We start from the raw sequence: 17,493 nt of genomic DNA, 5'->3' as shown, positions 1-17,493 counted from the left end.
TCCACATGTCCATCGTCCCATCCGCCTCCGTTCCGCTGCCCGGTCCGCTCGACCTGCCACCGCTTCCCGCGGAGGCGCCCGAGGCGGACATCCACGACCGTCGCGCACTGCGCGGTGTGCTGGGGCGTTTCGCCACCGGGGTGACCGTACTGACCGCGGGACGCGACGCGCCGCGCGGCATGACCGCCAACTCCTTCACCTCCGTCTCCCTCGAACCGGCCCAGGTGCTGGTCTGCGTCGTGAAGTCGGCAGCCATCCACCAACTCGTGCTGACCGAGCAGGCGTTCGCGGTCTCGGTGCTCGGCCGGGACCAGGAATGGGTGGCCCGGCACTTCGCCGACCACTCACGCCCGCGCGGTGCGGCGGAGTTCGCCGGCATCGACCACGAACCCGGCCGGCACACCGGAGCCCCCGTGCTGGGCCACGTCCAGGCATGGCTGGAGTGCCGGCTCAGCGCCGTCCACGACGGAGGGGATCACACCATCTTCGTGGGCTCGGTCCTGGGCGCGGGCAACGCGTCGGGGGAGGACCCGCTGCTCTTCCTGGGCGGGGCCTTCCGCCGCGTCGCCGCCTGATCCCGGTTCGGACAGGAAGCCCGGCCGGCTGTTCCGGCCGGGCTTCCGACGTTGCCGCCGCAGCCCGCGGCGGACGCCGGAACGCGAACGGCCGCCCCGGGCGACTGCTGCCCGGGGCGGCCGTTCGTGTGACCGGTCCGTCCTCGCCGCTGCCGGCGGCGTACCGTCAGTTCCGCGGTGTCACGGTCATCGGCAGGCCGCCCTTGACCCGCAGGGTCAGCATCGGCTCGGCCCGTACCGTGTGGCCCGGGGGGACCGAGAGCCGCAGCCGGCGCAGCAGGACGGCGAGCACCACCGTGGCCTCCATCATCCCCAGGCTGCTGCCGACACAGACCCGCGGTCCCGCACCGAACGGCACGTAGCTGTACCGGTGCCGACCCGCGGAGCGGCCCGTAGCGAACCGTTCCGGGTCGAACCGGTCCGGGTCCTCCCAGAAGTCCGGGTGCCGGTGCAGTGTGTAGGGGCACAGCACCACATCGGCGCCGGCCGGCACCCGGTAGCCCCCGATCTCGTCCGCCGCCAGCGCCCGGCGCGGCAGCAGCCACACCGCCGGGTACAGCCGCATCACCTCCTGGAGCACCATCGACGTGTACGTGAGCCGGTGGAAGTCCTCGATGGTGGGCAGCCGGTCGCCCAGCACCTCGTCGACCTCGGCGCGTACCCGGTCGCCCGCTTCCGGGTGCCGGTCCAGCAGGTACAGCGTCCAGTTGAGGGTGCTGGCGGTGGTGTCGTGCCCGGCGAGCAGCAGGGTGATCAGCTCGTCGCGCATCCGGTTCTGCCGGACGGCCGAGTCCGGCTCGTCGGCCGTCGCGTCGATGAGGCGCGAGAGCACGTCGTCGCGGGTGCCGTCGGAAGCTGGGTGCTGTTCCCGCTCCCGGGCGAGCGCGGCCACGATCCGGTTCAGTTCGGCCCGCGCCCTGCGGAACCTCAGCTGCAGCGGCAGCGGTACCCAGGTGGGCACCGAACTCAGGCTCATCATCTCGAAGACGGCCTGGTCCTGGACGATCTCGAAGGCCTCGCCGATGGACTCGTACGCGCCCAGGTCCGCGTCCAGCAGCGAGCGGCCGAGCACCCCGAGAGTAAGCCCGGTCATCTCCTGCCGGACGTCGATCGCTCCCGCGCCCGCCGACCGTTTCAGCCGGTCGGCCAGCAGCAGCGCCTCCTCGCCGATGGCCCCGATCTGCCGGTTGATCCGGCGCGGCTGGAACGCCGGCTGGATCACCTTGCGCTGGGCTCGCCACAGCGGGCCCTCACTGGTCAGCAGGCCGTTGCCGAGTGCGCGGCGGGCGTGCACCAGGCCGATGCCCTTGTGGTAATTGGCGCTGTTGTCGGTCAGCACCCGGCGGATGTGGTCGGGGTGGTTGAAGAAGTACAGGGTCTTGGGGCCGAGCGGCAGCCGTACCGCGTCGCCGTAGGTGGCCGCCGCCTCGGTCATCACCGTCAGCCGGTCGGAGGCCATCCGGGCCAGGAGCACCGGGGTGCCGGCCCGCGACGGCCCGGGTGGCCGCCGCGGCCGGCCGCCGCCGCTCGGCGGGGCCGGGGCCGGTACCGAGTCCACGCCGGTCATGCCCGTGCCTCGGGCGCGTCGCTGGAGACCCGCTCGGCGATCTCCCGGCGCCATACCTCGTACGCCGTCAGCCGGTCGTCCACGACGGGGTTGGGCCGGGCCCGCGAGCAGACCTCGGTGACCTGCTGCGGGGTCATGCCGCAGAACAGCCGCGCGGCCAATTCGGTGTGCGGTGTCAGCAGTCCGGACTCCACCCGGGTCGTCGAGGCGAAGGCCGCGCCCTGGGCGAGTTGCGGCCGGTAGCGGCCTGCCCGTTCGAGCAGGTACAGCAGCTCGGCCTCGTCGGCACCGCCGGCGTAGCAGGCGGCCAGACCGACCCCGCTGTAGAGGTCGGCATGCCGGTCCGCCGCGAAGCTGTCCACCAGGTCCGCGACCACGACCGGGTCGGTGCCGCCGATGAACCAGAGCGCCCGTCCGATGCCCTGGTCGACGGCGTGGCCGGCGTACCGCCGGGTCTCGTCGCCGGGCCACCGGAAGGACGGGTCCCGGTACTGCTCGCGCACATAGCGCTGGGTACGGAAGTAGGCCTGGTGGAAGCCGTATCCGTCCAGGGCCAGCCAGCGCAGCAGCGGGTCGGCGGGCGCGATGGACGCCCACCGGAAGCGGGGCAGCCGGGCCATCGCCCAGCCGACCCCGACGTGCACCATGTAGTCGTGCGGGGCGCCGTGGCCCGCCAGGAAGGCCGATATCCGGCCGTTGCCGGGTATCGGAAGTCCGTCCAGCATGGCCAGTCCCATCGCCGCGCCCTCGTAGGCGAAGCCGCGGAACCGCACCGGTATCCGCTCCAGCCGCTCGTGCGCCTCGTCCTGGTCGCGCGCCTCGACGGCGAACGCGTACCCGTCGAGGAAGGTCGCCCCGACCGTTTCGAGCGTCTCCCGCGCCTCGGGGCTCTTCACGTGGAAGCCCCGGGTCGACAGCTTGGTCTCGTTGTGGCTCGGTGTCATCAGACGGCGCCTGACCGCTCGCCAGCTCGCGCTCATCGTTGCCCTCCAGCCCGCCGCGTGCCCGGACGGCCGCAGCTCTCCGGTTACATGCTCCGGTTCACCGGCCCGCGTCACTACTTCTGCCGTGCCGGTACCGGGCAATTCAGGAGTAGGCAGTGAACGGGCCGGGTCCCGACAATCAGTCGCGTTGCCCGCACGCCCCCGTATCCGAGGTCTCGCGTGCGGCCACCCCGAACCGGAGCGGCCGGGATCGCGGACCTCGTGCACCAGTTCCCGCACCACCCTGCGACAGAGGAGACCTCACGTGACCGATACGACCTCCGCTCCGGCCTCGACGGCAGTGCCGCACGCCACATCGCTCTTCGTCAACGGCCTGTTCCCGCGCCGCCGGGTCCTGCTCCTCGTGCTCAGCGTGCTCGGCGGCCTGCTGATCGCCTACGCGTGGTCCTCGAAGCTGGCGGACGACGAGATCGGCTTCCGCACCGCCAGCCGGCTGCTCGGTCACGACGCCAAGGACACACCGCTCACCGGCATCGCCTCCGGGGTGCTCTTCGCCCTGGTGTCCGGGCTGGCAGGCTCCTTCACGGCCTGCAACGTGGCCGTGTTCGGAGCGGTCGGACCGCTGGTCGGGCAGATCAGCCTGACCCGCCGTCAGCGGCTGGCACACGCGCTGCGGCCGCTGGGCTGGATGGCGGCCGGCATGCTGCCGGTCTCGGCCGCCTACGGGGTGCTGGTCGGTCTCGTCGGCACCCACATGCCGCAGTTCTCGATGGCGCAGACGCACGGCATGTCACCCCGGATCGCCCAGGCCATGATCGTGTACGGGGTCCTCGGACTGTTCATGCTGGCGCTCGGGCTGGCCGCGGCCGGTCTGATCCCCGACCCGCTGGCGGCGGTCTCGCGCCGGTACCCGAACGCTCCGCTGGTGCTGATCGGCGTCATGGTCGGCGCCTTCCTGATCGGCCGCCCCTACCCGCTGTTCCGCAACCTGTTCCGGCAGGCGGCCGAGGAACACAACCCGCTCTACGGGGCAGTCGCCTTCTCGCTCCAGTCCATCGGCAACTTCGTGGTGATGGCGGTGCTCTTCCTGTTCCTGTCCTACACCCTCAGCATGCCCGTCCAGCGCTGGCTGGCCACCAAGCCGGGCCGGGTGGCTACGCTGACCGCGTCCGCGTTCCTGGTGGCCGGCGCGTTCACGGTCATCTACTGGGACATCCGGATGCTGGGCAGGCTCGATTACATATGGTTCCCGACGGCACCCTGGAACGCCTGAGGGCTCTCTCCGCCCCGGGCGAGCCCACCAACGGCGGCTCCGGTCCCTACTGGGTCCGGAGCCGCCGTCGCGCGGCCCTGGCCAGGGACTCCTGGGCCAGCTGAGGGTCGTCCCCCGCGCCCAGGATCATTCCGCCCACCTGCGCCTCGAAGCAGACGTCGGCGGTGTTGGGCTCGACCAGGTAGCCGCCGAGGTCCAGGGTGACCAGTCCGTGCAGGGCGATCCACAGCTGATGGGCGACCAGTTCGGGGTCGAAGGGACGGAAGCGGCCGGTCGCGGCGCAGCGCTTGACGGCTCCGACGAGGATGTCCAGGGTGTAGCGGCCGTGCTGCCGGTCGGCGTCGGTGAGGGAGAAGCCGCTGAGGCCCGACCCGCCGAACATCACGTTGTAGAGGTGCCAGTGCTCCCGGGCGTTGTCCCGGTACGCCCAGCCGAGGGCGAGCACGTCGGCGACCGGGTCATCGCTCTCCTCGACCGCACTCATCCGGTCGCCGAGCAGCCTGAACCCCTCGTGCACCATCGCCCGCACCAGGTCGTCCATCCCGCCGAAGTGCGTGTAGACGGCGGTGGTTGAGGTGCCCACCATGGCTGCCAGCTTGCGGGTGGACAGCGCGGCCGGCCCCTCCTCGCCGAGCAGTTTCGCCGCGGCGTCGATGAGTTGGGGACGGAGGTTCGGGTCAACTCGGCGTGGGCTCACCCTTGACAGTATGGCGGGCGGCTGTGACGCTATTCCGTGACAGTGTTACGTAACATTGATACTCGACGGAGGAGGCGGCCATGCCTCGCACCACCGACCCTGCCCGCGGCACACTCCCGCACAGCACGGTGCACCTTCTGGGGCGTGGCTACCAGCCGGTGCCGGCCGAGACGGAACACACCGAACTGGCGGTGCGCGGCACGCTGCCGCCGCAGCTCGACGGAACCTTCCTGCGGATCGGGCCCAATGCCCGGGGCACCCACGACCCCGCCGTCGACCACGCCCTGGGGGGCGACGGGATGGTACACGCGATCCGGCTGGGCGGCGGCCGCGCGCTGTCGTACCGCAACCGCTGGCTGCGGACCGACGCGATCACCGGCGCGCTCAACGAACTGCCCACGCCCGGGCCCCGTAACGGACCGGACGGCAACGTCAACGCGAACCTGGTCCGGCACGCCGGCCGCACCCTGGCCGTGGCCGCCGCCGACGCCCTGCCGCTCGTCCTCGACTCCGACCTCGCCACCCGCGCCCGCACCGACTTCGACGGCACCCTCCCCGGCGGCTTCTGCGCGCACCCCCTCACCGATCCGGTCACCGGCGAACTCCTCGCGGTCGCGACCGATCACGCGAGGGACGAGGCGGTCCTGCTCACCCTCGACGTCGCGGGCCGGGTCCGCGAAGCACTGCCCATCCCGGTCAAGGGCCGCCCCTGGATGCACTCCTTCTCCCTCACCGAACGCCACGCCGTCCTCTTCGACCTGCCGGTGACCCACGACCCCGCCGAGGCGCGGGCCGGCTCGCCGGTGCCCTACTCCTGGCAGCACGACCACGGTGCCCGGATCGGGATCGTGCCCCGCGGCGGCACGGACACGGCCGCACTCTGGCTCGATGTCGCACCCTGCTTCGTCTTCCACCCGGTCAACGCCTTCGAAGAGGGTGACGGTCGGATCACCGTGGACGTGATCCGCCACGAGCGGGCCTTCGACCATGACCGGCTGCACGCCAGCGAGTCGGCGCCCACCCTGTGGCGCTGGACCCTCGATCCGCGTGAGAACGCCGTGACGGAGCGGCAACTGGACAGTCGGGTACAGGAGTTCCCGCTGATCGACGAGCGGTACACGGGGCTGCGGAACCGGTACGCCTTCACCGTTGAACTCAAGGCGGGCCAGGGTGCCGCGCTCTGCGGCCCGGCATTGCTGCGGCACGACCTCGCCACCGGCCGCTCGGACCGTCATGCCTTGGCCGGCGGACGGCTGACCGGCGAACCCGTCTTCCTGCCGCGCGAGGCGCGGGCCCCGGAGGCCGACGGCTGGCTGCTGACCCTGGTGTACGACCCCGCCGCCGACCGCAGCGAACTGGTGGTCCTGGACACCGCCGATTTCACCGGGCCGCCGGTCGCCGTGGTGCCGCTGCCGGTTCGGGTGCCGCACGGCTTCCACGCGCAGTGGGTGCCGGGGGAGAGGTGAGCGGTGCGGGGGATCACGAAACCCCCGCCGGCGACGGCCACCCGGCGATCTCCCACGCCCGACGACACGGACTCGGCGGAATCCGGACCGGAAAGCCACGGAGGCGCACTCGGCCGAGTGCGCCTCCGTGGGGTCAGGTGTCAGTCCAGCGGACGGGCCAGCGCCTCGTCGGCCTCCCCCGACAGCGGCACGACGGCCGCCGGAGCGTCCGCGCCGCGGGCACGCAATCCCAGCCAGACCAGGACCACGCTCGCCAGGGTCACCGCGACGTTCACGACCAGCGCGAGGTGGAGGCCGTCCAGTTCCACCGTCTGGGTCGCGGCGACCGCGCTCAGGACAGGGATGCCGATCGTGACTGCCACCTGCTGGGTCATCGCGGTCATGCCCGTGGCCAGGCCCTGCTCCTCGTTGGGCAGGCCCGAGGTTCCGGTCACCGTGTAGGCCACGATGGAGGTCACATGCCCGAAGAACGCGATGAACAGCGCGGGGATCACGATCGCGAGCGCCACTCGGTCGGTACCGAGGAAGATCAGCGGAACGACCGCCAGGCCCTGCACGGACATGCCCGCGGCCAGCACCTTCCGGCTGCCGTGGCGTCCGATGGAGCGCCCGGCGATGACCCCGGCGACCATGGCCGCCAGGCCCGGGACGCCGAAGACCAGGCCGGTGATCAGCGGGGAGTAGTGCAGGACGTTCTGAAGGTAGAGGGTCATCATGAAGATCATGGAGGTCCCCATGGAGAAGGTCACGAGACCCCCGTAGTTGCCCCACTTCACCGTCGGCCGCTTGAGGATGCGCACCGGGGCGAGCGGCGCGGGTGTACGGAGTTCGATCATCCAGAACGCGACCAGGAGAACCACGCCGATGATGGCCGAGTAGATGTTCGACTCGATGACCGCGTAGATGACGGCCAGCAGACCGCCGGCCGCGGTCACCGCCCCGGGCACGTCCAGCTTCACCCGGTCGGGGACGCTGCTCTCCCTGATCAGCGAGGGGGTGAACGCCAGGATGACCACCGCCACCGGGACGTTGATGAAGAACGCGGCTCGCCAACTGAGCAGGCTGACCAGGACTCCGCCGACCAGTGCGCCGACCGTGAAACCGCCGGAGAGCAGCGCACCGTTGAGGCCGAGGACCCGGTCTCGCTGCGCGCCTTCCGCGAAGGTGCTGGTGAGCAGGGACAGGGACGCGGGTATCGCCATCGCGGTGGCGAAGCCCTGCAGTGCGCGGGCGATCAGGAGTACCTCGGCGTTCTGGGCGAACCCGCCGAGCAGTGAGGACACGGCGAGCAGCGCCAGCCCCGCGATGAAGAGCCGACGGCGGCCGAACAGGTCGCCCATCCGTCCGAAGAGGAGGGCGAAGCCCGCCGCGGGGAGGGCGTAGGCCGAGGTGACCCAGGGCAGCCCGGACAGCCCCAGCCCGACGCCCGCGCCGACCTCGGGCAGCGCGACGTTGAGGATCGAGAAGTCGACGGACAGCATGAATCCGGACCCGAGCAGGAGGAACAGGATCATCCGTTCCCTGCCGGTGAAACGTGGAGCTGAGTTCGCTTCGCTCTTGCCTGCGTCGGTCGTCATGAGATGGTTCCCTCGATCGAGAGTCCGAATTCGTGAAGGGTCACCGCGTCGGCCGACGGTGCCGCTGCCGGGGTGACCTGGAGCTGGGGGAGTGCTGGGGACTGCCGCCCCGTTCCCGTCCGCCGAAGGGGCGGGCCCTGCGGTGGACGAGAACAGGCCGACAGGGTCTAAGGGGTGTCTTGCCGTTCCGCTGCCTCGGCGATGTGCTTGATCTTCGCCAGACGCCGATCCCAGTCGGCGGCGAGCATGGTCATCCACCGCGCCGTCGCGTCGAGGGTCGCCGGCTTCACCGCGTACCGCACCTCGCGTCCGACCCTGCTGCCGGAGACCAGCCCGGCGGCGTCCAGGACGGCGAGGTGTTTGGCCACCGCCTGTCGTGATATCGGAAGACTCTCGGCAAGCGTCGTCGCTGTGGCCTCGCCCTGTGCGGCGAGCAGTTGCAGCAGCTCGCGTCGCGTGTTGTCGGCCAGCGCGACCAGCACGCTGTCCACCACCCCGACGGAGCCCTGGCGTTCCTCCGTCACACGGACGACGCCTCGACGCGCGTCTTGACCGCGTCGAGCACCTGGGGCCAGCCGTCGGAGTTGTCGCTGTGCGCCTTGGCCTGCAGATCCTCGGACCCGGCCAGCGCCGCGAACCCGCTCTCGACGACGCGCAGCCGCGTCTTGTCACCCTCCGCGGTCAGCGTGAACTCCACGAGGGTGCTGTTGTTCTCGCTCAGCTCCTCACCGGGGAAGGCGCTGGCCCAGCGGTACGCGACGTAGGTCTGCGGCCGCACCTTCTCCACCCGGACGGGGAAGCTGCCGTACTCGGGGTTCTTGGCCACCGTCGATTCGCCCTCGACGGCCACGGTGCCGGACGCACTCGCCGGGTCGGCGACCCAGAACCCCGGCTCGGTCACCAGTGACCACACCCGGTCCACGGGGGCTGCGATCAGGGTTTCGCGTTCGATCAGCCGTTCGCTCATGAGGGACTCCTTCATTGGTGCTCTTGCCAGCAACCCGATGGTTGCACATCGGTTCGTCAGGCGCAATTGAAAGGTTGCGTTCAGCGGGGAGGGGTGTGGTGCTGCCGCGTAGGGGGTGCCGTGTCAGGCGTGGGCGCGCGCGTTGCCGCACCTTCGGAACTGGTGGCGTGTCGCGCAAGACTCGGGTTGCGTATGGATTGAGTCACGTGCAACACTTTAGTTGCGGAATTCGGCGGACCGGTCGCCGAACAGGTCGACTGGTCCGCGGCAACCGGGCCGGGCGCGCGATGAGGCGTCCTGCGGTTTCCCGACCGGACGGCACCCTACGGTGGAGGTCTCCGCGGCCGGCCGGTGCCATCGAGCGGTGGTCGTCGAGCGCGCCGCCGAGGCGGACGACTTCACACAGCACCGAGAGGCGTGGCGTGGCGACAGCCGCCGCCGCGACCTCGGATCACACATCAAGGAGATTCGACATGGCGACACTGAAGCCCGGAAGCATGCTGGTCGGCTCGACTCGTCCCGACGAACTGCGGGCCTGGTACATCAAGGCGCTGGCCCCGGGATTCACCGGCGACGGCCCGATCGACCTGGGCGGCTTCCACCTGGTCGTCTGCGAGCGCGACGACATCGATGCGAAGAACGACCAGCCGGGTCGCTCCATCGTCAACTTCCATGTCGACGACTTCGACGCGGTGGAGGCCCAGCTGACCGCGGCCGGCGCGGAGTGGATCTCGATCGACGACCGGGAGCCGGGCAAGTTCGGTACGTTCTCCGACCCCGACGGGAATTACCTCCAGATCATCCAGTGGAAGTAGAACGCCCGAAACCGGGTGTTCCCGCAGCCCCTCTTCCGGTCCGACGCGGGCCGGAAGAGGGGCTGCCCCTTGTGCGTCGCTCCCCACCCCCACGTCCGTGCGCCGCCGTCCGTGCCGACGGCGGCGAGACCGCCGGGGCGTTCGGTTTCCGGCCGGCCTCAGTCCTGCTCCGCGCCGTAGGCGTGGGCGTAGTCCACGGTCCGCGGCGGCGGGAAGCGGGTGACGAAGTCGCACACGACGACATGAGTGGGAACGATGGAGATCACGGCCATCTCTCTGGTGCTCTCCCGCTTCACCCGCATCCACTCCTCCATCCGCGCCTCGTCGCCGATGTTCCGGCGGGACGCGTCGATGTGTTCCTGGGGGATCCCCTGCCGGATCTCGATGGAGGCTGTTCCGCGCACGTTCATGATCAGCGGTGTGTAGGTGGTGGTGTCGACCGTGAAGGCGACCTGCGGGTGCGCCCTGAGCGCCTTGACCTTGTACGCGCCGGTCGGGGTGGCGAAGACGAAGGCCTTGCCGTTCCAGATGTAGGAGACCGGCACCGCGCGTGGGTGGCCGTCCAGCCCCACGTATCCGAGCCGCATCGGGATCGGTGCCTCGATCAGCGTCCGGATCACCGGGTCCGTCTCCATCAGGTGCAGGATCTCGGCGTAGTTCATGGATACCGCTCCTTCTCGCCGGGCGGAACTTCTGGTCACATCCCTCGGGCGTCGTGACGCCCGCTTCTCTCGTCGTGCCCGGTCACTCGGCGGCTGTGGGCTCCGGTACCTGCGGGAGCCAGGACACGGCGTCGTCGCGGAAGTGCTGGTTCCGCGGAACGAACACACCGTCGTCGTCCAGGCTCATGATGGTCACGAAGACGGCGTCCGAGCTGTCGTCGAGCGCGCACACCCGGGAGCCGCAGTCGCCGCAGAACCCGCGCCCGGCGCCCGGCGAGGTCGCGTACCAGGTGGGCTCGCCGCCCGGACCGTCCCAGGTGAAGCCGGACAGCGGGAAGCCCACGAAGGCCATCATCGGGCTGCCGGAGAGCTTCCTGCAATGCGGGCAGCTGCACACATGGGGGTAGAACGGTTGGCTGTTCGCGCTGTACCGGATCTTCCCGCACAGGCAGCCGCCGGTACGGGTCTGCCGCTGGTCGATCTCGCTCATCGTGGTGTCCCCAGGCTCTCGGTCCGTCGGTCGCGCTCCGCAGGGAAGCCCGCTGTCGCCGGCGGGCTTCCCTGTTCTCTCCGGGCGTCGGGCAGAGGTCAGAAGGTGCGCTCCGCCACCCGGACCCTCTCGACGTTCTCCAGTGCCGCGCGCAGCGCGGCGGCCGGCAGGGGAGCCCCGAGGGCCTCGGTCCGGTCCTCGAAGGCGGTGTTCTGGTCGGCCATGTAGAGCCAGGTGTACGCGGAGGTCTCCGGCTCGATGCGCCAGCTGTCCGCCAGCGAGCCCACGTCGACGGTGTCGAAGCCGATCGTGTGGATCAGCGCCGACGCCCCGGACTTCGCGGAGGCGTCGTTGCCGGCGATGGCCACGGCGCTGCGCTCCGGATGGCCGGAGGGACGGGCGAGCTGGGTGATGTGGTGAGCCAGGATGCCGCTGAACGCCTTGACCAGGTGGACCCCGTCGAAGTGCTGCTGGATCAGCTCGCTGGTGGTGAGCTTCTCCGAGTCCAGCTCCTCGATGCGGCCGTCGCGGATCGGGTAGTAGTTGCTGGTGTCCAGCAGGGTCCGGCCCCGCAGCGGCGCCACCGGGACGGTCCGGTAGTCGGTGACCGGCAGGGCCATCACGACGAACTCGCCGGCCCGGGAGGCCTCTTCGACGGTACCGGCCGTGGCCAGCGGGCCCAGGTCCGCGACGAGGCCGGCGAGGCTCTCGGGGCCGCGGGAGTTGGACATCACGACCGGAATGCCGTTCCCGACGGCGAGCCGGGCGATCACGGTGCCCATGACTCCGCTGCCGATGATTCCAAGGGTGGACATGACGACTCCTCAGGATTCTTGGTGGACTGTCTCGTGCCGGAGACGGCTCGGCACCGGTCAGATGTAGTAGGTGTTGGGCTCCAGGCCGCAGAGGATCCGGCCGTAGGTCTCGGCGTTGACATCCGGATTCATCATCGCGTGCAGGCCGAAGGTCTGGAGATCGTTGGCTATCTGCTGCACCGGTACCTTGGTGTAGGCGGCGGAGCCGCCGCTGGACGAGGCGAGGATCTCCACCGCCTCCCGGGTCAGCCGCACGGCCGCGCCCTCGTCCGCGCGGCTGCGGCCGCGTTCCGCCATCTCCCAGGGCTCGGCCGAGGCGCACTTGGCGTCCAGCTGGGCGGCCAGCCGGGTCGCGTGGAACTCCGCCTCGTCGAGCTTCATCACCGCTTCGGCGACCCGCAGATGGGTCACCGGGGCCTCGCTCTGGCTCGGGTACTCGGTGTAGGTGATCTTGCGGCCGGGGAGCCGCTCGAAGAAGAGGTCCCGCACAGCCTTGCCCATGCCGACGGCGACCCCGACCGTGGACGCCGCGCCCACCATGATCAGCGGGGCCCGGTACATCGGCGAGTCGGCGTTCAGCTTGGAGACCGACTGGCCACCGAGCACCATGGGCGCCGGCAGGATGCGTTCCTGCGGGATGAACAGGTCCTTCGCGGTCGTGGTGACGCTCCCGGTTCCGCGCAGTCCGCCGGTGTGCCAGTCGTCGACGATCTCCAGCTCCGACACCGGGACCGGGCCCATCACCGGGTACGGCTGCCCGTCCGGGTCCAGGAATATCGCCGCGACCTGCTGCCAGGTGCTGCTGAGGGCGCCGCTGATGAACGGCCACGAGCCGTTGACCAGGACACCGCCGGGAACGGGGACGGCCGTCGCGGTCCCGGGCCCGATGGTGGCGCAGAGCCCTGTGCCGGACTCCGCGAACACCTCGTCCTGGACCTCGTCCGGGAACAGGCCCACGCCCCAGCCGGCGACCCAGGAGCTGGCCACCACCCACGCGGCGGACCCGTCGGCCTTGGCTATCTCCGCGGCCACCGCCACCATGGTCTGCGCGTCGCTCTCGTAACCGCCGTAGCGCAGCGGGATACGCATCCGGAAGACGCCCGCGTCGCGCAGGGCATCCACCGAGTCCGGGTGCAGCCGGCGGTTCTCCGTCGACCACGCGGTGTTGGCCCGCAGCACGGGCGCGATCGCGGACACCTGCCGCACCAGCTGTTCCCGGGTCGGGATGACGAACGTTGACATGACTTCTCCTCAACGGGCTTGTGGGATCAGGGGTCAGACGAAGAACTCGTTGAACGCGTCGATGACGGCCTGCGGCGCCTCCTCGACGAAGTAGTGGCCCGCGTCCGGCACCAGCACGACCCGCACGTCGCTCCCCTGGGCGGGCAGCGTCGCCTCCATCTGCTTGGCGAACATGCCGTCGGCGAGGTTGGAGACCAGGCCGAGCATGGGCGCGGTGACCTGCCCGTAGGTTCCGAGGTCTGCGATGTCCTGGCCGAACGTCTGGTACCAGCCGTTGCCGCCGCGGATCCCGTCCGCCGTGTCGTAGGCCCGGGTGTAGACGGCCCGGTCCGCCGGGGTCACCGCGTCCGGGTCCAGCAGGAAGTTGTCGAAGACCCAGTCGATGAGGAAGTGGGCGCGTCCGGCCAGCAGTTGTTCGGGCAGGCCGACGACCTGGTTGAAGGCGAACCACCACGGGAAGAAGGGCAGGCCCGGGGCCGGCAGCACGGGTATCTGGTACATCGACGCGTCCGGGTGGAGCACGTCGAGCAGGGCGACCCTGCGGGTGGCCTCCGGGTGGTTGACCGCGAAGCTGAAGGCGACCTGCGCGCCGACGTCGTGGCCCGCGATGTCCACCTGGTCGTAGCCGAGGGCACGGACGAATCCGTGGACGACTCCGGCCATCGACTTCTTGTCGTATCCGGTGGCGGGCTTGTCCGAGCCGCCCATGCCGGGGAGGTCGAGCACGATGACCCTGCGGCCGGCCGCGGCGAGGGCGGGCATCACCTTGTGGAACTCCCACCAGGTCTCCGGCCAGCCGGGCAGCAGGACCAGCGGAGCGCCCTCTCCGCCGGCGACGTAGTGGAGGCGGAGACCGTTCACGGTGGCGTACTCGCTGCTGAAGCCGCCGTCCAGGGAGCTCGCGAGTTCGGCATCGGTCCGGACGCCCGGGACTTCCCCGCCGGTGTCCGCTGTGCTCGTACTGCTGCTGTTCGTCGTCACTGTTCCCACTCCTCGTGGTCGTGGCCGAGACAGGTATGCGAAGGACCGGCCCACGGGCTCGGTGCTGCTCAGCCATCATCGAAGACGGGAATCTCCCCGGCCTCTTCCTACGTGCCCTCCCGTGTTTCCGGGCGGGGCGGACGCCGGGTCCGGGGCATGCGAGCACGACGGCTCGGCAGGCCGGTTATCACCGCCCGCCGAGCCGTATCCGGGAGTCGCGACGACGTACGGGGCAGGGCCGACCGGCGGCCCTGCCCCGTACCCATGACGTGAAACCGGGTCAGGGCAGCTTCTTCAGGCCGGCCCCGGTCAGGAGGTAGCCGGGCGCGACCGCGGTCGCCTCCGTCCTGACCAGCTCGACCATCGCCGCGCCGGCGATCTCCGGGGTGAGCAGCGGCCCCATCTGCTTCAGGTACTCCTCCTCGGACCGGCCGTCGCGAGCCGCGTACGCGCGGGCCGCCGACCTGCCCAGCTCGGTCGCCGGGGTGATCCGGGGAAGCACCGCGGAGAATGTGATGTCCAGTCCGGCGCGGTTCGCCTCGTCCTGGGCGTATCCGGTGATGAAGCGCTGGGTGGCCTTGGCGCCGGCGTAGCCCCCGGAGAGCGGCGAACCCGCCATCGCGGCGCCGCTGCTGACCACGATCACCCTGCTGCCGGGCCGCAGCGGAGTGAGCAGGGCCTCGCGCAGCCAGTGGAACGCGATCCTGACATCGGTCTGCCAGTTGACCGAGAAGGTCTCCCAGGTCTGGTGTTGCAGCGGACGCATGTGCGGGCTCGCGCCGGCCGCCAGGACGACGACCTCGGGCCGGTAGCGGTCGAGGAGGCTGCCTGCCACGGTGGGGTCGCCTGCGTCGGCGAGTTCGGGAACGGTGCTGCCGGCGCCGGCCGGTTCGGCGAACGGGGCCCCGGTGCGCGAGACGGCGACCACGCGGGAGCCGGCCTCGGCGAAGGCCGTGGCGATTCCGTGGCCCAGGCCGCGGCTCGCGCCGACGACGATGGTGGTCTTGCCGGACAGGTCGCTCATGATGTCCTCCAGGTGATGGGCGTGTCCGGTCGCGGACGGTCGAGAACTCCGGCTCCGGGACCTGTCGCGGGGAGGCAGCAGGTCCCGGAGCCGGAGTCACGGGCCCTCCGGCTGTCGCCGGAGGGCGGGAATCAACGCGCTACGACTTGAAGCGTGTTCCATTCCACCAGTTGTTGCCGGGCGCGGCTGCGTCCTTGCTGTCGTAGCTGTCCTTGTAGCGCCACCAGTCCCAGGGGTGCTCCAGCTCGTCCTCCTGCCGGCCCAGGGCGGTGATGTCCAGGTAGTTGTAGAAGTTCTTGAAGATGTCCCCGCCCCGGTCGAAGACCGAGTAGGTGTGGAAGATGTCGTCGCCGTCCCGGATGAACGCGCTCACCCCGGGCGACTCGCCCATCTCGGTGGCGGCCTCGAAGTCGTAGTTGAAGCTGTTGCCGAACGACGAGTACCAGGGGTACGTCCAGCCCATCCGGGCCTTGAAGGGTTCGAACTTCGCCAGCGGCGCCCGGGAGACCAGGGTGAAGCTGGTGTCCCGTGCCCACAGGTGGGCGAGCTCGCCGACGCTGTCCGTCTGCATGGAGCAGCCGATGCAGCCCTCGTCGTCGTCCGGGCCGAACATGAAGTGCCGGACGATGAGCTGGCGTCGGCCATCGAACAGGTCGAGCAGTGTCGCTGTGCCGTCCGGTCCTTCGAAGAGGTACTCCTTCTCCACCTTGACCATCGGCAGCTTCCTGCGCTCCGCGGCGATCATGTCGCGGGCGTTGGTCACCTTCTTCTCCTTCTCCAGGAGCGCCCTGCGGGCCTCCAGCCACTCCGATCGGGAAACAATCTTCGGAAGGTTCATCGGTTCTCCCTGGGGGTCTGCTTCAGAGTTGCGACGACCGGCCGGTCCGCTCGCGGGCCAGAAGACTGCGGCGCTCGATCTTGCCGACCGGTGTGCGGGGGATCTGATCGATGAACTCGACCAGCCGGATCTTCTTGTAGGGGGCGACCCGTTCGGCGACGAAGGCCATGATTTCCTTCGGCGTGACCGGCTCGCCGGTCACCACGAATCCCTTGGGGATCTCGCTGGCCTCCTCGTCGGGCACACCGATCACCGCCGCGTCCGCGACCTTCGGGTGCGACATCAGGACCGCTTCGAGCTCGACCGGGGACACCTGCTGGCCCTTGTACTTGATGAGTTCCTTGATCCGGTCGACGAGGAAGAGCTCTCCGTTCCCGTCCACGTGGCCGAGGTCTCCGGTGTGCAGGAAACCGTCCGGTTCGAGCACCTCGGCGGTGGCCTCCGGGGCGTTGAGGTAGCCCTTCATCACATGCGGGCCGCGGATGAGGACCTCGCCGTCCTGGTTGGGCCCGAGTTCGTCGCCGGTGGTGACGTCGACGATCTTGCACTCGATGTTGGGGGAGTTGGGGCCGACCGACCCCGGGGCCACCGGGTCTGCGAGCTGCATGAACGAGACCAGTGCCTCGGTGAGGCCGTATCCCTGGCCGATGCTCACCCCCAGGCGCTGCCGGCAGAGCTCGGCCGTTCTGGGGTCGAGCGCGGCGCCGCCGGAGACGATCGAGCGGAGCGAGGAGAGGTCGTACCGGTCCACCAGTGGGCTCTTCGCGAGGAGGACGGCGATGGTCGGCACGACGTAGAGGCGTGTGACGCGGTGGTCCTGGATCGCCTTGAGGTAGGCCTCGGGGTCGAAGCGCGGCATCGTCACGAGTGTCGCGCCCTGGAGCAGACTGGCGTTCATCGTCATGATCAGGCCGAACGCGTGGTGGAAGGGCGGGACGGCGAGCACCGTCTCGTGCTCACCGAGGGGCGCGACCAGGCTGGTCTGGAGAACGTTGGCGATCATGTTCCGATGGGTCAGCAGCACCCCCTTGGGATAGCCGGTGCTGCCGCTGGAGTGGAGCACGGCCACCACGTCGTCCGCCGGGTCGACGGCCGGCTCGGGAGGCACACCGTCGGTGAGCAGCGCCGAGAACGACGTGGCGCCCTCCGCCTCACCGAACACGAAGATCTCTTCGACCTTCGTCCGCGCGGTCATCGCCGTGGCCTTGACCACCTCGGAGGGCATGGTCACCAGCAGGCGCGCGCCGGTGTCGTTCAGGTGGGCGGTGAGATCGTCCGCCGTGTCGAGGGGATTGAGCACCACCACCGTGCCGCCCGCCAGGGCGGCGGCGTGGAACGCGATCGGGTAGGCGGGCACGTTCGGCGCCAGGAGGGCCAGCACGTCGCCCTTGCCGAAGCCGCGGGCATGCAGCCCGGTGGCCGCCCGGCGCACCGCCGATGCGAGCCGGCCGTAGGTGTAACCGTTCTCCCCGTCGACGTCGATCGTCGCCAGGCGGTCCGGGTACTGCTCCGCCTGTCGCAGTATGAAGGAGGTGAACGTGGTTTCGGGCACGTGGACGC

At 70.3% G+C, this 17,493-nt stretch carries 18 protein-coding genes; 4 read left to right on the top strand and 14 right to left on the bottom strand.

The genetic code is table 11. The features are described 5' to 3' along the window. Window positions 1-5 precede the first annotated feature (5 nt). Complete coding sequence (locus ACFVQ0_RS02140) at window positions 6-575, top strand: flavin reductase family protein (protein WP_390083658.1); 570 nt, start codon at window positions 6-8, stop codon at window positions 573-575. Window positions 576-741: 166 nt separating this feature from the next. Here the strand turns inward: ACFVQ0_RS02140 and ACFVQ0_RS02135 are convergent, their stop codons facing one another. Continuing rightward, window positions 742-2,142 (bottom strand): cytochrome P450, encoded by a 1,401-nt coding sequence (locus tag ACFVQ0_RS02135; protein WP_390083656.1) that lies wholly within the window; start codon window positions 2,140-2,142, stop codon window positions 742-744. After that, window positions 2,139-3,122 carry a DUF1702 family protein gene (locus ACFVQ0_RS02130; protein WP_390083654.1) on the bottom strand — a complete coding sequence of 328 codons (984 nt, stop codon included), beginning with the start codon at window positions 3,120-3,122 and terminating at the stop codon, window positions 2,139-2,141. The genes ACFVQ0_RS02135 and ACFVQ0_RS02130 overlap by 4 nt, the downstream gene beginning before the upstream one ends. A 268-nt stretch (window positions 3,123-3,390) precedes the next feature. Here ACFVQ0_RS02130 and ACFVQ0_RS02125 point away from each other — a divergent pair, with 268 nt between their 5' ends. After that, on the top strand, window positions 3,391-4,359 hold the full coding sequence (locus ACFVQ0_RS02125; RefSeq protein WP_390083652.1) for a hypothetical protein: 969 nt from the start codon (window positions 3,391-3,393) through the stop codon (window positions 4,357-4,359). Window positions 4,360-4,405: 46 nt separating this feature from the next. Here ACFVQ0_RS02125 and ACFVQ0_RS02120 read toward each other — a convergent pair whose 3' ends face one another. Beyond that, complete coding sequence (locus ACFVQ0_RS02120) at window positions 4,406-5,056, bottom strand: TetR/AcrR family transcriptional regulator (RefSeq protein WP_390083651.1); 651 nt, start codon at window positions 5,054-5,056, stop codon at window positions 4,406-4,408. 80 nt (window positions 5,057-5,136) lie between these two features. On the opposite strand from ACFVQ0_RS02120, the gene ACFVQ0_RS02115 reads away from it, so the two are divergent. Then, window positions 5,137-6,522 carry a carotenoid oxygenase family protein gene (locus ACFVQ0_RS02115; RefSeq protein WP_390083649.1) on the top strand — a complete coding sequence of 462 codons (1,386 nt, stop codon included), beginning with the start codon at window positions 5,137-5,139 and terminating at the stop codon, window positions 6,520-6,522. A 140-nt stretch (window positions 6,523-6,662) separates the two neighbouring features. Here the strand turns inward: ACFVQ0_RS02115 and ACFVQ0_RS02110 are convergent, their stop codons facing one another. The 3 genes from ACFVQ0_RS02110 to ACFVQ0_RS02100 form a co-directional block, all read right to left on the bottom strand. Then, window positions 6,663-8,099 carry an MFS transporter gene (locus ACFVQ0_RS02110; RefSeq protein ID WP_390083647.1) on the bottom strand — a complete coding sequence of 479 codons (1,437 nt, stop codon included), beginning with the start codon at window positions 8,097-8,099 and terminating at the stop codon, window positions 6,663-6,665. A 167-nt stretch (window positions 8,100-8,266) separates the two neighbouring features. Next, window positions 8,267-8,623, bottom strand: a complete 357-nt coding sequence (locus tag ACFVQ0_RS02105; protein WP_390083645.1) for an ArsR/SmtB family transcription factor — start codon at window positions 8,621-8,623, stop codon at window positions 8,267-8,269. Beyond that, the gene (locus ACFVQ0_RS02100) at window positions 8,620-9,066 is read right to left on the bottom strand and encodes an SRPBCC domain-containing protein (RefSeq protein WP_390083643.1); all 447 of its coding nucleotides are present in this window, start codon (window positions 9,064-9,066) and stop codon (window positions 8,620-8,622) included. The genes ACFVQ0_RS02105 and ACFVQ0_RS02100 overlap by 4 nt, the downstream gene beginning before the upstream one ends. Window positions 9,067-9,539: 473 nt before the next feature. Here ACFVQ0_RS02100 and ACFVQ0_RS02095 point away from each other — a divergent pair, with 473 nt between their 5' ends. Beyond that, window positions 9,540-9,881, top strand: coding sequence for a VOC family protein (locus tag ACFVQ0_RS02095; protein ID WP_390083641.1), 342 nt, complete (start codon window positions 9,540-9,542; stop codon window positions 9,879-9,881). Between the two features lie 158 nt (window positions 9,882-10,039). Here the strand turns inward: ACFVQ0_RS02095 and ACFVQ0_RS02090 are convergent, their stop codons facing one another. The 8 genes from ACFVQ0_RS02090 to ACFVQ0_RS02055 form a co-directional block, all read right to left on the bottom strand. Then, complete coding sequence (locus ACFVQ0_RS02090) at window positions 10,040-10,543, bottom strand: pyridoxamine 5'-phosphate oxidase family protein (RefSeq protein WP_390083639.1); 504 nt, start codon at window positions 10,541-10,543, stop codon at window positions 10,040-10,042. 82 nt (window positions 10,544-10,625) lie between these two features. Continuing rightward, window positions 10,626-11,033: a GFA family protein gene (locus ACFVQ0_RS02085; protein ID WP_390083637.1), complete on the bottom strand. Its 408-nt coding sequence runs from the start codon at window positions 11,031-11,033 to the stop codon at window positions 10,626-10,628. A 98-nt stretch (window positions 11,034-11,131) separates the two neighbouring features. Next, window positions 11,132-11,848: an NADPH-dependent F420 reductase gene (locus ACFVQ0_RS02080; RefSeq protein WP_390083635.1), complete on the bottom strand. Its 717-nt coding sequence runs from the start codon at window positions 11,846-11,848 to the stop codon at window positions 11,132-11,134. Window positions 11,849-11,905: 57 nt separating this feature from the next. Continuing rightward, window positions 11,906-13,090, bottom strand: a complete 1,185-nt coding sequence (locus ACFVQ0_RS02075) for an acyl-CoA dehydrogenase family protein (protein WP_390083633.1) — start codon at window positions 13,088-13,090, stop codon at window positions 11,906-11,908. A gap of 33 nt (window positions 13,091-13,123) precedes the next feature. Then, entirely contained in the window at window positions 13,124-14,071 is a 948-nt protein-coding gene (locus ACFVQ0_RS02070) for an alpha/beta fold hydrolase (protein WP_390083631.1), read from the bottom strand. 280 nt (window positions 14,072-14,351) lie between these two features. Beyond that, window positions 14,352-15,095 carry an SDR family NAD(P)-dependent oxidoreductase gene (locus ACFVQ0_RS02065; protein WP_390083629.1) on the bottom strand — a complete coding sequence of 248 codons (744 nt, stop codon included), beginning with the start codon at window positions 15,093-15,095 and terminating at the stop codon, window positions 14,352-14,354. Window positions 15,096-15,234: 139 nt separating this feature from the next. Beyond that, window positions 15,235-15,933, bottom strand: coding sequence for a DUF899 domain-containing protein (locus tag ACFVQ0_RS02060; protein WP_390083627.1), 699 nt, complete (start codon window positions 15,931-15,933; stop codon window positions 15,235-15,237). A gap of 22 nt (window positions 15,934-15,955) precedes the next feature. Continuing rightward, window positions 15,956-17,485, bottom strand: coding sequence for an AMP-binding protein (locus ACFVQ0_RS02055; RefSeq protein WP_390083626.1), 1,530 nt, complete (start codon window positions 17,483-17,485; stop codon window positions 15,956-15,958). Between the last annotated feature and the right edge of the window lie 8 nt (window positions 17,486-17,493).

This window comes from Streptomyces sp. NPDC057900, from assembly GCF_042887885.1.
In the GTDB taxonomy this organism is placed as follows: Bacteria; Actinomycetota; Actinomycetes; order Streptomycetales; family Streptomycetaceae; genus Streptomyces.
The sequence above is the reverse complement of the archived record's forward strand: the minus strand, read 5'-3'. Positions and strand labels throughout refer to the sequence as shown.

Coding starts and splice junctions, on each gene's coding strand:
- ACFVQ0_RS02140 (WP_390083658.1), top strand. CDS start 6: ATGTCCATCGTCCCATCCGCCTCCGTTCCGCTGCCCGGTCCGCTCGAC.
- ACFVQ0_RS02135 (WP_390083656.1), bottom strand. CDS start 2,142: ATGACCGGCGTGGACTCGGTACCGGCCCCGGCCCCGCCGAGCGGCGGC.
- ACFVQ0_RS02130 (WP_390083654.1), bottom strand. CDS start 3,122: ATGAGCGCGAGCTGGCGAGCGGTCAGGCGCCGTCTGATGACACCGAGC.
- ACFVQ0_RS02115 (WP_390083649.1), top strand. CDS start 5,137: ATGCCTCGCACCACCGACCCTGCCCGCGGCACACTCCCGCACAGCACG.
- ACFVQ0_RS02110 (WP_390083647.1), bottom strand. CDS start 8,099: ATGACGACCGACGCAGGCAAGAGCGAAGCGAACTCAGCTCCACGTTTC.
- ACFVQ0_RS02100 (WP_390083643.1), bottom strand. CDS start 9,066: ATGAGCGAACGGCTGATCGAACGCGAAACCCTGATCGCAGCCCCCGTG.
- ACFVQ0_RS02095 (WP_390083641.1), top strand. CDS start 9,540: ATGGCGACACTGAAGCCCGGAAGCATGCTGGTCGGCTCGACTCGTCCC.
- ACFVQ0_RS02090 (WP_390083639.1), bottom strand. CDS start 10,543: ATGAACTACGCCGAGATCCTGCACCTGATGGAGACGGACCCGGTGATC.
- ACFVQ0_RS02085 (WP_390083637.1), bottom strand. CDS start 11,033: ATGAGCGAGATCGACCAGCGGCAGACCCGTACCGGCGGCTGCCTGTGC.
- ACFVQ0_RS02080 (WP_390083635.1), bottom strand. CDS start 11,848: ATGTCCACCCTTGGAATCATCGGCAGCGGAGTCATGGGCACCGTGATC.
- ACFVQ0_RS02075 (WP_390083633.1), bottom strand. CDS start 13,090: ATGTCAACGTTCGTCATCCCGACCCGGGAACAGCTGGTGCGGCAGGTG.
- ACFVQ0_RS02065 (WP_390083629.1), bottom strand. CDS start 15,095: ATGAGCGACCTGTCCGGCAAGACCACCATCGTCGTCGGCGCGAGCCGC.
- ACFVQ0_RS02060 (WP_390083627.1), bottom strand. CDS start 15,933: ATGAACCTTCCGAAGATTGTTTCCCGATCGGAGTGGCTGGAGGCCCGC.